General features: G+C 67.8%; 8 protein-coding genes. 3 read left to right on the plus strand and 5 right to left on the minus strand.

The annotated features are described in order from the left end of the window. The first annotated feature begins 382 nt into the window (after positions 1–382). Complete coding sequence (locus tag D2E24_RS02605; protein WP_125967774.1) at positions 383–772, plus strand: Fur family transcriptional regulator; 390 nt, start codon at positions 383–385, stop codon at positions 770–772. Positions 773–907: 135 nt separating this feature from the next. Beyond that, a complete protein-coding gene (locus tag D2E24_RS02610; RefSeq protein WP_125967775.1) occupies positions 908–1810 on the plus strand; it encodes a metal ABC transporter solute-binding protein, Zn/Mn family in 903 nt (300 codons plus the stop codon). Positions 1811–2323: 513 nt separating this feature from the next. On the opposite strand, the gene D2E24_RS02615 is transcribed toward D2E24_RS02610, so the two are convergent. Both D2E24_RS02615 and D2E24_RS02620 read right to left on the minus strand, forming a co-directional pair. Then, positions 2324–4948 carry a bifunctional lysylphosphatidylglycerol flippase/synthetase MprF gene (locus D2E24_RS02615; RefSeq protein ID WP_125967776.1) on the minus strand — a complete coding sequence of 875 codons (2625 nt, stop codon included), beginning with the start codon at positions 4946–4948 and terminating at the stop codon, positions 2324–2326. A 104-nt stretch (positions 4949–5052) separates the two neighbouring features. After that, positions 5053–6465 carry an alpha/beta hydrolase gene (locus tag D2E24_RS02620; RefSeq protein WP_125967777.1) on the minus strand — a complete coding sequence of 471 codons (1413 nt, stop codon included), beginning with the start codon at positions 6463–6465 and terminating at the stop codon, positions 5053–5055. Positions 6466–7010: 545 nt separating this feature from the next. Here D2E24_RS02620 and D2E24_RS02625 point away from each other — a divergent pair. Continuing rightward, the gene (locus D2E24_RS02625) at positions 7011–9092 is read left to right on the plus strand and encodes an LTA synthase family protein (RefSeq protein ID WP_125967778.1); all 2082 of its coding nucleotides are present in this window, start codon (positions 7011–7013) and stop codon (positions 9090–9092) included. Between the two features lie 445 nt (positions 9093–9537). On the opposite strand, the gene purD is transcribed toward D2E24_RS02625, so the two are convergent. From purD to purF, 3 genes are all read right to left on the minus strand, one after another. Continuing rightward, positions 9538–10812 (minus strand): phosphoribosylamine--glycine ligase, encoded by a 1275-nt coding sequence (purD, locus tag D2E24_RS02630; protein ID WP_125967779.1) that lies wholly within the window; start codon positions 10810–10812, stop codon positions 9538–9540. 45 nt (positions 10813–10857) lie between these two features. Beyond that, positions 10858–11895: a phosphoribosylformylglycinamidine cyclo-ligase gene (gene purM / locus D2E24_RS02635; RefSeq protein WP_125967780.1), complete on the minus strand. Its 1038-nt coding sequence runs from the start codon at positions 11893–11895 to the stop codon at positions 10858–10860. 93 nt (positions 11896–11988) lie between these two features. Continuing rightward, positions 11989–13512 (minus strand): amidophosphoribosyltransferase, encoded by a 1524-nt coding sequence (gene purF, locus D2E24_RS02640; protein WP_125967781.1) that lies wholly within the window; start codon positions 13510–13512, stop codon positions 11989–11991. Positions 13513–13644 lie beyond the last annotated feature (132 nt).

A 13644-nucleotide genomic window follows, 5' to 3' on the forward strand; every position in this document is an offset into this window, starting at 1 on the left:
CGTCGGTCGCCGGTCGAATCCGTATGAATTTCCGATCCGAGGGGAAGAATTGCGGTCTTGCATGCTCCTTTCAGCCAACTGAGGGGAAGGATTTCCCTGTGCCTGAGACTGAAAGTCAAGGGTTTTCGGGTGAGAATGTTCAATGAGACCAAGATTCTGCGCTCAGACCGTCCCCTCAGATCGGCGAAAGAAGCATGCAGGCCCCTCATTCTTCCCCTCACTCGTCCGATTGCCTCGTGGTCCGTCCTTTGGGCGGCCGTGCATTGCCGCTGCGACGGCAGATGGGCATCGCTTGCCGTCGTGTCGGCGCGGCGATTATCATTAAGGGCGGCGAAATGATAATGAGTCGGGGTTTCGCCGGCCCTGCGGAAGGTGAGGATATATGGCCACGGATGCGCCGGCCCGGCATACCAGGCAGAAGGATGCGGTGATGCGGCAGCTGCGCGCCTGCGACGACTTCGTGTCGGCGCAGGACCTGCACCGCCGTCTCGAGGATGAGGGCGTGCGCGTCGGCCTGGCGACCGTGTATCGTCAGCTCAACGCGCTCGCCGACGCCGGCGCGGCCGACACGATCCGTCTGGAGGGCCAGCAGCTGTACCGCCTGTGCGGCGACGACGGCCATCATCATCACCTCGTGTGCCGCGAATGCGGCCGCACGGTCGAGATCGACCCGCCGAGCGAATCGTGGCTGCGCCGCATCGCCGACGGCCATGGCTTCACCGTCGAATCGCACACGCTGGAGGTCTTCGGCCTGTGCCCCGACTGCCGGTAGGCGGCGGCTGCGACGTATTCCTCCGCATGTGGGATGAATGTCCGACACGCACTTATTGATAATTGTTCTCATTAACGTTATGATGGTCGCAACGACGTTGCATCACCGAACCGACCCCTGAGAAAGAGGACCATCATGCGTTCCCGCACCCTGCCCCGTCTCGCCGCCGCTGCGCTCGCCGCGCTGGCGGCCGTCTCCCTGTCCGCCTGCACCTCCGGCTCCGGCACGGCCGGCGGGGACGCCGTCGACCTGACCGTCGTCGCCTCGCTCAACCAGTGGGGCTCCGTCGCCGCCGACCTGGGCGGCGATCATGTCGCCGTCACGTCGATCCTCGACAAGGCGTCCGTCGACGCGCACGACTACGAGCCGACCACGCGCGACGTCGCCGGCCTCGCCGTCGCCGACGTGGCCGTCGTCAACGGCGCCGGCTACGACGCGTGGGCCGCCAAGGCCGCGCAGGGCGGTTCCGCGACGCTCGTCGACGCCGCCGACGCGGCCGGCATCGCCGACGGCGAGAATCCGCACGTATGGTTCTCCTCCGCCGCCCGCACCGCGGCCGCCGACGCGATCACCGCCGCCTACGCCGCCGCCGACCCCGACCATGCCGCCGACTACGAGAGCCTCAACAAGGCCTGGCACGAACGCGAGGACGCGCTGGAATCGCGCATCGCCGAGGCGCGCGACTCCGCCGGCGGCAGCCCCTACGCGGCCGTCGAATCGGTCGCCGCCTACCTGGCCGACGATCTGGGTCTGGAGGACGTCACCCCCACCGGCTACGCGCAGGCGGCCGCCAACGAAGGCGAGCCCACGCCCGCCGACATCAAGGACTTCCGCACGCTGCTGACCGACGGCGAGGCCGACCTGCTCGTCGTCAACACGCAGGAATCGTCCTCCATCGCCGACCAGCTCGTCGCCGCGGCCAAGACCGGCGAAGTGCCGACCGTCGAACTCACCGAACAGATGCCCGACGGCCAGACCGACCTGCTCGACTGGATCGGCACGCTCGTCGACGACTTCATCGCCGCCCTGAGCCGCTAACCATGGTGGCTCCCGGCGATTCTTCTCGCTAAGAGGTCACGAGCGAGCGGATTCGCCGGTTTGGCCGGTGGTTCTTCTCGCTGAGAGGCTGCGAGCGAGAAGAACCGCGGGGGAGACCGGTGAATCTTCTCACTGAGAGGCTGCAAGCGAGAAGAATCACGGAGCAGGTCGTGGATCATCCTCGCTGAAGAGCTTTGAGTGAGAGGATTCGCTGGTTGAACCGGTGATTCTTCTCACTGAGAAGTCGTGAGCGAGGGGATTCGCTGGTCGAACCGCCGATTCTCCTTGCTGAGGAGTTGTGAACGAGAAGAATCGCGGGGGTGGCCGGTGGTTCTTCTCGCTGGGGAGACTCCACCGAGAGGTTTTGCCGATTGGCTCGGGACTCATGCTCTCTGAGCGGTCGTCAGTGAGAACAAAACGCGGCTTGACCGGTGGTTCTTCTCGCTGGGAAGCTGCGAGCGAGAGCATCCGCCGGTTTTGCCGGTGAATCCTCTCGCTCTCAGACCGTTGTCGTCAGCGCTGGAGTGTGCGCAGCAGCGCGAGCGCCTGGCCGGCGGTCAGCGACGGCACGTAGGCGCGCGTCACCGCCAACCCGAGCTGCGGCAGCGCGGCCGCATCCGGGTAGCACACGTACACCGGCTCCTCGCTCGGCTGGAACTTGCGTTTGAAGTTGAACAGGGAACGGAAGCCGTACGCCGGCTCCATCCAGTCGGCCATGAGCTGCATCGCATGCTGGAGCATCGCCGTGCCCGCATCCATCGTGCCGTCCGGCGCCGTGTTGTCGCGCTGCGGGTTCATGCCGGCCAGGGGAGCGGCCGACAGGCTCATGAACTCGGCCGCCACGTCCGGATGCTCCAGGCCCTCGTCGCGCAGCCGTTCGGCCATGCGCGCGATCAGGAACTCCATGATCCCGTTCGGCGCGTCGGTGCGATGGCGCATGAAATCCAGCGTCCAGCCCACGATCCGCCCGTCGCGCCACGTCGGCAGCCAGCTCGTCACGCCCAGCACGCGGCCCGACGCATCCTGCGCGATCAGGATGCGCACGCGCGGATCGCGCAGCTCCTCGACGCCGCCGAGCGTGAACTTCATCTCCGGCAGCGCCTTGTCGCCCGCCCACTGCTCCGAGATCTCCTCGATCTGGTCGCGCACGTCCGCATCCGCCTTGTCAAACGTGACGAGCACGTCCTCGATGCCTTCGCGGCGCGCCTTGTTGATCGCCGTGCGGATGTCCTGCCACTTCCTGCCGGTCGTCTTCCACGCGCGTGGGTCGACGACCATCTCGCCGCCCACCTCCAGCGCATTCCAGCCGTCGGCCACCAGCGCGTCGCGCTGGGCGCGATGCACCGCATAGAACACCGGCGTCCACGAATGCGCGGCGCAGAAGCGCGAGAACTCGCGCAGATCCGTCATCCACTCGCCCGGATCGCCGAACGGACCCGTGCAGGTGAGCGCCACCCCGTTGATCACCCGGTACGCGACCGCCGAACGTCCGCTGGGGGAGCGCCAATACCGGTTGCCCTCCCACGTGGCCATGAAGCTCATCGACTCGCCGCCATGCTCCACCAGACGGCCCGCCTCGGCACGATCGCGGTCGTCGCCGGCCGTCACGTCACGCATCCACCGCACGCACACGACCAGCACCGCCGCCCAGAACACCAGACCCACACCCTGATACACGGCCGACGCCAACGGCGTGACCGGCACGAACCGCAGCCGCGTATGGCTCAGGAACCCGATCGGCACGAACCGGCCCGGCAGCTCGGCCACCAGATCACGCCACGACGCGGCCGGATGGAAATCCGACGCGCGCAGCAGGCCGAACGCTAGGTAGCCCGCCGCGCACGCCAGCCACACCGCGCCCAGGCCGATCAGACCGCGCATCAGACGCGCCCGGTCGGTCCGCATCGGAAAATGACGCAACGACATCAGCAGCGCCACGGCGAACACGGCCGGCGGCAGCGCGTTCACCACGCACGACGCCAACGCGCCATGACGCACCAGCGCCGCGAACCCGTCCGGCACGAACCCCGCCGGAACCACCAGATAGTAGACCACCGCCAACGCGGACGCCGCCGCCTGACAGACGACCGTCACCCACGCCGCAAGACGACGTCCGCGATACAATCCCCACGCCATGATCGCCATCACCGCCGTCGGCAGCAGCGACCGCAGCACCGCGCCCGGCATCGACGAACGCACCAGATCGAACTGGAAGAAACACCCCGCATGCGACGGTTCCGCCAGGCAGCGCGCCAACACGCCCTCATCCGGCGCACCCGGTCCCAGCAGCAGGGCCAGCGGGCTCAACGGACCCGCATGCGTCGGCGACACGGACGCCAGCAGCGGGCCCAACGCCAACACCAGCGCGACCGCAGCGAACACGCGCCGCGCCTCGAACGACGTGCCCAGCCGCCAATGCAGCGGATCGTCCGCCGTCTTCGCACGGCCCCGACCGTCGGCGGCGGCCAGCAGCACGCCGAAGCACTGGCCGGCCAACGCCCCCGCCAGCAGACAGTACGCGCCCGGCGACCCGCCGAACAGCAGCACCGACGCGACCGCCGCATACCCCACCAGACGGATGCGCCGACGCCACAACGGACGATGGAAGGCGCTCGCCGCCATCAGAGGCCCCACACCCCACATGAGCGGGCTGAGCGCGAAGCGGATGCGCGCCACCGCCTGCGTGCCGTGCAGCAGCACCGCGACGCCGCCGCACGCGGCCAGGCCCACGCCCACGCCGAGCACGACCGACAGGATCGCCGCGGCGACCGTGCGCCGGATGCCGAGCCTCGGTTCGGCCAGCGTGAGCATGAGCAGCAGCAGAACCTCATCGACCAGCAGCTGGACCGGGCCTCGCGCCAGCAGCAGCGACGCGGCCATCGACGGCGCATCCGGCGCGCCGAGCGTCGTGGCCAGGCCGGTCAGCGGGAACGGCATGCCGCGGCCGATCGCCGCCAGCCATGCGACGACGGTCAGCGCGGCGAACACGCCCGTCGCGCCCACGGCCAGCGGATGCGCGTCGTTCCAGCGGCGCGCGTCGGCGAGCAGGTCGGCCCACGCCTGCGACCGCGGGCCGCCGGTGTGGCCGGGATACACGTCCGCAGCAGGTTTCACGGATTGTTTCACACTGTCGGTCATGATGGCTCCCTTCATATCGTTCGTCGATGCGGATGTCGGTGTCGGTGTCGGTGCCGGCTGATTCGCGCTCGCCGGCGCATGGTCCATGTCCGTATGCGGCGTGCTCACCCGAGCACCTCCAGATCCTCGTTGCCGGCCCAGGGCGAGTCGGAGGAGCCGTCGGCGGATCCGCCCGCATCGCCGGCGAGACCGACGCGATCGCACCACCACGGCAGCGCCGTCTCCAGCGTCTCGTTGACCGCATGCCAGTCGTGGCCGGCATGGCGCACCGCAAGCTCCGTCACGTCCATGCCCGCCTTGCGCGCCGCCTTGCCGATGATGCGCACGTTGGCGACCGACGTCCTGTCGTCGGCGCCGGCGGACAGCACGGCCGTCTGATCCGACGGCGCGTGCGCGGTGATCGCGTCGGCCGGCACGATCGCCCGGTACGCCGCCTCGTCGCCGCCGAAATATTCGTCGATCGTCTGTTGCCGCGACCCGGCGACGGGCTCCTCCTCGCCGTCGACCGCGATGAACGTGCCGAACAGGTCGGGATGACGCGGCCCCAGCTGGGTCGCGCACGTGCCGCCCTGCGAGAAGCCGGCGATCGCCCACTGCGCGCCGGACGGCGCCGCCGGCAGCGTGTCGCGGATCCAATCGGGCACGTCGACGATCAGATACGTCTCCGCGCGCCCCACCTTCGCCGTGTCGGCGCACAGGCTGTTGACGGTGCTCGCCCCGTTCTGGTCGGGCACCACGACGATCGGCGCCAGCCCGTCATGCTCCGCCGCGTAGGCGTCGAGCATCGCCTCGATGCCGCTGGCCGCGAACACGCGGTTCGGGCTGCCCGGCTGGCCGGCGAGCATGACGAGCACCGGCAGCGCCGGCGGCTCGTCGCTCAACGCCGCCGGCGGCAGGTAGACGAGCGCGGTGCGCGCCCTGAACCCGGACGAGGTCGCCGGAATGTCGGCGGACACGATGCCGCCGGACGACGGCATCGACGGCAGCCGATGCCGGGCCGCCAGATCGCGCCACCGGGTGACGTCCATCGCCGCGCGGCGCACGTCGACCCCGTCGGCGCCGCCGATGCGCCGGTACGGCGAGTAGCCGACGAGCGAACCGACCGTACGGAACTCGCCGTACGCGGCGTTGACGCCCATCGCGCACGCGACGACCGTCAACGGCACGAGCAGTACCGCGAGCGCGCGGGCGAAGCGGCGCGTGCGGCGGATCGCGCCGGCCAGGAAGCCGAGCGCGGCGAACCCGGCGGCGACCGTGCCGATCACCGTCCATCCGAGCGAGACGCCGAACACCATGATCACGTCGGAGACGAGCCAGGCGGCCAGCAGGCCGACCGCGCCGGCGACCGCCGCGGCGGCGACGTGGACGCCCAGCGCGCGCACGTCGCGTCGGGCCAGGCGGTCGACGGCCAGCACGACCAGTCCGACGCCCACGACCGCCATCACGCCCCAATACAGCGGTCCCGACGTGATCGACCATCCCATCGCATGCTGCAGCCACAACGGCAGATGATGCATTGCTACCTCCCCGAAATCGACGCGCGTCCCTACGCCGCGCGGCCGGCCGGGCGGCGGCCGGATCCTCACCTCCGGCCGGCGCCTGCGGGCCGACGGATTCGCCATCGTAGGGGCGTGCGCCGCCTCCCGGCATCCACCGCGGGGATGATATCCGACTCATCCTTTCAGGGGTCCGTCAGGGGAAGTTCAGGGAAGCGCAAGGCGGGCCGGGGCCGTTGTCCGGTTAGGGTGGGTGACGGATCGGAATCCGCAGGGAATCCGCGAGGAATCCGCGAGGAATCCGCGAGGAATCCGCGAGGAATCCGCAGGGAATCCGAAAGGAACGGAAAGGAACCGTGAACATACCGGCCCGCCGGCCGTCTTTGTCAGGAACGACGGGGACAATGTGGGACGGTATGCCCGATGAACGACTCAATCGCGAAGTGCAGGTTATGACCAACGACAACAATGCAACGACAATGACGGCCGGCCCGGCCGGAGCCGTCGGAACAGCCGGAGCCGCGGGAGGCGCGGGATGCGCCGCGGCGGCCGGCACGTCGCCGGACATGGACGGCGACATCGAGATCCTCGAGATCGCGCGCAAGGACCCCTCCGGCGGCGATGACGAGGGGCGGCGCTGGTTCAAGTTCCGCTCCCGCCGCTTCCCCGGATGGCTGTACGCCGTGTTCTTCCTCCTGTTCGACGTGGCCGCCGTGGCCGTGATGCAGTGGGGCGTATCCCAGAAGAGCACGCGCGTCAAGCTTTCCAGCCCGACCGTGGGCTGGGGCTTCGTCACCAAGATGTGGACCGACGGCAACTTCGTGCTGGTGCTCAACCTGCTGCTGTGGGGTCTGATCTACCTGATGGTGTGCATGGCGGTCAACCGGTTCTGGATCGCCACGCCGCTGTTCATGGCCGTGGTGATCGTCGTCGCCGTGATCGAGCATTTCAAGGTGCAGATCCGCTACGAGGCGATCCTGCCGTCCGACCTGGGCTTCCTGAAGTCGGACACCGGCAACCTCATGAGCTTCATGCCGCCGGGCGCGCATTGGACGATCATCGGCGCGGCGCTCGTGTTCGCGTGCATCCTCGTCCTGTGCATCCTGTGCCATCGGGTCGACGGGCGTTCCGGACGCCTGTTCGACGGGCGCAACAGGGCGCTGGGCGCGTGCGTGCGCCTGCTGCTCATCGTCGCCCCGCCCCTGTTCCTCGGCCTGTATTCGATGCAGGTGAGCACCGTCGGATCGTGGGCGAAGACGTTCGCCACCGTGATGGGCGACAAGCCGTCGATGTGGGATTCCGTGTACGACGCGCAGCGCAACGGCCCGCTCGTCTCGTTCACCCGCCAGCTGCACCCGAAGGTGATGGACAAGCCGTCGGACTACAGCGAGGAGACGATGGCGAAGCTCGCGAAGAAGTACGCGGCCGCCGCCGACGAGATCAACGCGGACCGCTCCGCCGACATGACCGATTCGACCGTCGTGTACGTGCTGTCCGAATCGTTCTCCGACCCCGAGCGCGTGCCGGGGCTGACGGTCAACAAGGATTCGATGCCCAACATCCGCGAGATCAAGGAGAACACCACGTCCGGCCTGATGCTGTCGTCCGGCTACGGCGGCGGCACCGCGAACCTCGAATACATGGGCCTGACCGGCCTGAGCATGGCGAACTTCGACGCTTCGCTCACCAGCCCCTACCAGCAGCTCGTGCCAGGCGAGCACTGGACGCCCACCATCAACCAGATGTGGGGGTCGACCGAGTTCTCGCAGGCGTTCCACCCGTACGAGTCGTCGATGTACTCGCGTGCGATCAACTACGAGAAGTTCGGCTTCTCGCACTTCTACACGCTCACGGGCAAGGAGGACGGCAGCGACGTCATCAAATACCAGGACCGGATCGACGATTCGCCGTACGTGTCCGACGAGGCGACGTACCGGTCCGCCCTGGAGGAGATCTCCGGCACCGACGACAACCAGTTCATCCAGATCATCACGATGCAGAACCACATGCCGTACAACGACTGGTACGAGGACAACGACTTCACGGCCGAATCCTCCGACCCGTCGCAGCCGCTGGACGAGGACGAGCGCAAGTCGATCGAGACGTACCAGAAGGGTGCGAGTCTGACCGACGAGGCGACGCAGGACTTCCTCGACGCGCTCGACGAACTCGACAAGCCGGTCACCGTCGTCTTCTACGGCGACCATCTGCCCGGCATCTACGAGACGGCCAGCGCCGACACGGACAATTCGCTCGCCCTGCACCTGACCGACTACTTCATCTGGTCGAACAAGGCGTCCGGCCGTCAGGGCACGGACATCGACGACGACGCGTACTCGTCGCCGAACTTCTTCGTCGCGCAGGCCGCCGAGCACATGGATGCGAAGGTGTCGCCCTACCTGGCGTTCCTGACGCTCATGCACTCGAAGATCGCTGCGATGGAACCGCCGGTCGTCAACTCGATCCAGGGATGGGACCGCATCCCGGAGGGCCAGGACATCTACCTGGACGAGGACGGCACGATGCTGGCCGAAAGCGACTTCGACGAGGAGACGAAGGAGCTGCTGGCCGACTACCGTCTCATCCAGTACGACATCACCACCGGCTCCAACTATCTCAAGGACTCCGGCTTCATGGACCTCCCGTAGGCCCGATTCCGGCCCGTGGGGGGCGGTCCGATCCGGCCCCACCGGTTCCGGCCTTTCCGACGGCCCGCCCGCGTCGCAATCCGCATGCGTTTTCCTGTTCGTATGCGGATTGCGACGCTGGCGGGCCGTGTTGCGTCGCAATCCGTGCATGCTCCCGACTTTCCCTGCAGATTGCGACGCTGAGGGGCCATGTTGCGTCGCAATCCGTAAGGGATTCCCGCCCCGTTGACGAACAACGACTCTGACGGGCCCTGTCACCCGGCCCGAAACGCAGGAAGGGGGTTCCTCCGCGGAGGAACCCCCTTCTTCACATTCATCGGACTACGGAATCCGATTCATCGCCAGTTCGGACTGAATGTGTGACGATGCGTGCGTCGGCAAGGCGCACCGAGGGAAGGCGTACGAAGTACGTCGACCGAGGAGCAACGAAGCCGACGCTCCATCGTCACGCATTCAGGGCCTTGGAGCCGATGTCGTGGCGGTAGAACATGCCCGTCGTGGACACGTTGTCGAGGATCTCGTAGACCTTGTCCTGGGCGGCCTGGATGGTGTCGGCGGTGGTCTGGACGAGCAGGACGCGGCCGGAGGAGGCGACGAGGACGTGCTCCTCGGCGTCGCGGGCGACGCCGGCGTAGTAGACGTGCGAGTCGTCGTCGGTGTCGATGGCGGGGATGGCCGCGCCCTTGATGACGTTGCCCGGGTAGCCTTCGGAGGCGACGACGACGCCGAGGGTGGCGCCGTCGGCCTTCCACTGGAAGTCCGGGGTCTCGCCGTCGAGGATGGCGCTGATGCCGGCGCCGAGGTCGGAGACGAGGCGGGGGAGCACGACTTCGGTCTCGGGGTCGCCGAAGCGGGCGTTGAACTCGATGACCTTGGGGCCGTCGGCGGTGGCGATGAGGCCCGCGTAGAGGATGCCGGTGAAGGGGGTGCCTTCGGCGGCCATCGCTTCGACGGTGGGATGCACGATCGTCTCGATGGCGGTGTCGACGATGTCCTGGCCGATCTGCGGGACGGGGCTGTAGGCGCCCATGCCGCCCGTGTTGGGGCCTTCGTCGTTGTCGTAGGCGCGCTTGTGGTCCTGCGAGATGGGCATGGGCCAGAAGTCGGTGCCGCTGACGAAGCTCATGAGGGAGAACTCCTGGCCTTCGAGATAGTCCTCGATGACGACCTTGGCGCCGGCGTTGCCGAAGCGGTGGTCGACGAAGATGTCCTCGAGGGCGGCCAGGGCGGTGTCCTGGTCCATGGCGACGGTGACGCCCTTGCCGGCGGCGAGGCCGTCGGCCTTGATGACGATGGGCGCGCCGTGCTCGCGCACGTACGCGATGGCCGGGTCGAGCTCCTCGAACGTGGCGTAGCCGGCGGTGGGGATGCCGTGGCGGGCCATGAGGCGCTTGGCGAAGTCCTTGGAGCCTTCGATCTGGGCGGCGGCCTTGGACGGGCCGAACGCCTTGATGCCGGCGTCGGCGAACGCGTCGACGATGCCTTCGATGAGCGGCACTTCGGGGCCGACGAAGACCCAGTCGTAGCCGTTGTCCTTGACGAAGTCGATGAGCGCGGCCTGATTGGACGAGCCGAGCGAGACGACGCGGATGCCGTCGGCCTCCATGCCCGGGTTGCCCGGGGCGACCGCCACCTCGTCGACGCTGCCGCCGCGCAGCAGCGCGTGGGCGATGGCGTGCTCGCGCGCGCCGGAACCGATGACGAGAACCTTCTGTCCCATATGTCCAGTCCTTTCCTGTCCTGTTTCTCCGATTGCGCGGATGCGTTACTTGAGGGTGATCTGCGTGCCGTCGGCGTCGGCGACGATGCGGCCGACCTGGTAGCCGGTCTCGCCGTTGGCCTCGAGCAGGGCGAGGGTCTCGTCGGAGCGCTCGGCCGGGACGGCGAGCACCATGCCCAGACCCATGTTGAAGATGTTGTACATCTCCATGTGGTCGATCTCGCCGGCCTTCTCGAGCACGTCGAAGATCGGCAGGACGGGCCAGGTGCCCAGTTCGATCTCGGCGGCGAGGCCGTCGGGGATCATGCGCGGCACGTTCTCGATGAAGCCGCCGCCGGTGATGTGCGCGACGCCCTTGACGACGCCCGCCTGGAACAGGGGCTTGAGCGCCTTGACGTAGATCTTGGTGGGGGTGAGCAGCACGTCGCCCAGCTTGGCGCCGTCCAGCTCGTCGAGCGTGGTGTCCACGTCGTAGCCGGCCTGCTCGAACAGGGCCTTGCGCACGAGGGAGAAGCCGTTGGAGTGGACGCCGGAGGACGGCAGGCCGATGAGCACGTCGCCTTCGGCGATCGTCGAGCCGTCGACGATCGCGCTCTTCTCGGCGACGCCGACGGCGAAGCCGGCCAGATCGTACTCGTCCTCGTCGTACATGCCGGGCATCTCGGCGGTCTCGCCGCCGATGAGGCCCGCGCCGGCCTCGACGCAGCCGTCGGCCACGCCGGCGACGACCTGCTCGAGCAGGGCCGGGTCGTTCTTACCGCAGGCGATGTAGTCGAGGAAGAACAGCGGTTCGGCGCCCTGGGCGGCGATGTCGTTGACGCACATGGCGACGCAGTCGACGCCGATGGTGTCGTGGCGGTCGGCCATCTTGGCGACGACGAGCTTGGTGCCCACGCCGTCGGTGCCGGAGATGAGGACCGGCTCCTTGTAGCCGAGGGAGGCGAGGTCGAACAGGCCGCCGAAGCCGCCGATGCCGCCGACGACGCCCGGACGGTCGGTGCGGGCGACGTGCGACTTGATGCGCTTGACGACTTCGTATCCGGCTTCGACGCTCACGCCGGCGTTCTCATATGCTTTGGGCATGTCTGCCTTTCTGGACGCCGTGTGCGGCGGCGTCCGTCGATTGGTGTTGTGGTGGATGGATGCGTTGCGTTCGCGGGGGAGGCGCCTCGCCGCTCAGGCGGCGTACGCGTCGTCCTCGGGCTGGACGGTGTTGTACTCGTTGCCGATGTACTTGCTCTTGTAGAGCGCGAATTCGGGCAGGCGCACGCGGTCGTCGGGGGTGAGGGACTTGATGAAGCCCTCCTCGTAGTCGTCGAGCGCGGTCGGGTAGTCGCCGTTGAAGTAGGCGACGCACAGGCCGCCGTACGGGGCGTCGGCGTTCAGGCCGATCGATTCGACCAGGCCGTCGAGCGACAGGTAGGCGAGGGAGTCGGCGCCGATGAACTCGCGGATCTCCTCGACGTTCTTCTCGGCGGCGATGAGCTCCTTGGTGGTGGAGATGTCGATGCCGTAGAAGCACGGGTACTTCAGCGGCGGGGAGCTGATGCGCATGTGCACCTCGGCCGCGCCCGCCTCCTTGAGCAGCTGCACGATGCGGCGAGACGTGGTGCCGCGCACGATCGAATCGTCGATGACGACGACGCGCTTGCCCTGGACGACGCCGCGCACGGCGGACAGCTTCATGCGCACGCCCTGCTCGCGCAGCTCCTGCGTGGGCTGGATGAACGTGCGGGCCACGTACTGGTTCTTGATCAGGCCCATCTCGTTGGGCAGGCCGGACGCCTCGGAGTAGCCGGACGCGGCGGACAGCGACGAGTTGGGCACGCCGATGACCATGTCGGCCTCGACGGGCGATTCGGCGGCCAGACGCGCGCCCATGCGCTTGCGGGCGGAGTGCACGTTGACGCCGTAGATGTCGGAGTCGGGGCGGGCGAAGTAGATGAACTCCATCGAGCAGATCGCCAGCTGCGTGTTGTTCGTGTACTGGATGATGCGGTAGCCGCGGTCGTCGATGACGACCATCTCGCCGGGGCGGATGTCGCGTACGCGTTCGGCGCCCACCACGTCGAGCGCGCACGTCTCGGAGGCGAGCACGTAGGCGCCGTTCTTCATCTTGCCGAGCGACAGCGGGCGGAAGCCGTTGGGGTCGAGCGCGCCGATCATCGCGTCCTGGGTCATGAGCAGGTAGGCGAAGCCGCCGTGGACGGTGTTGAGCGCCTCCTTGAGCTTGTCCATGAAGGTGCGCTGCATGGAGCGGCGGATGAGGTGCATGAGCACCTCGGTGTCGGAGTTGGAGTGGAAGATCGCGCCCTCGTCCTCGAGCTTGCGGCGCAGCGAGGGGCAGTTGGTGAGGTTGCCGTTGTGGCAGAGGGCCACGTCGCCGTCGTGGAAGCGGAAGATGAACGGCTGGATGTTGTCCGTGGAGCCCGATCCGGCGGTCGCGTAGCGCACGTGGCCGATGGCCTTGTCGCCCTTGAGGCGCTCGATCTCGCGCTCGTCGCCGAACACCTGGGTGAGCAGTCCGAGTCCGCGGTGCCCGATGAGACGGCCGTGGTCGTTCGAGACGATGCCGGCGCCTTCCTGGCCGCGGTGCTGCAGTGCGTGGAGTCCGAAATAGGTCAGGCGGGAGGCGTCGGGATGTCCCCACACGCCGAAAATACCGCATTCTTCGTGGATGTCTTCGAGTTCAGCCGACAAGCCAAAGCTCCTTCCAAAACCGTTGAAACGGGGGATGCGCTTACCCGTCAACCCTACCAATCGCCGGATACATCGACCGTCGTCGCGTGTGACGTCAATCGTTGCGCACATGCCGTCGCGCGCGTCCGTTCC

The organism is Bifidobacterium samirii (genome assembly GCF_003952945.1).
In the GTDB taxonomy this organism is placed as follows: Bacteria; Actinomycetota; Actinomycetes; order Actinomycetales; family Bifidobacteriaceae; genus Bifidobacterium; species Bifidobacterium samirii.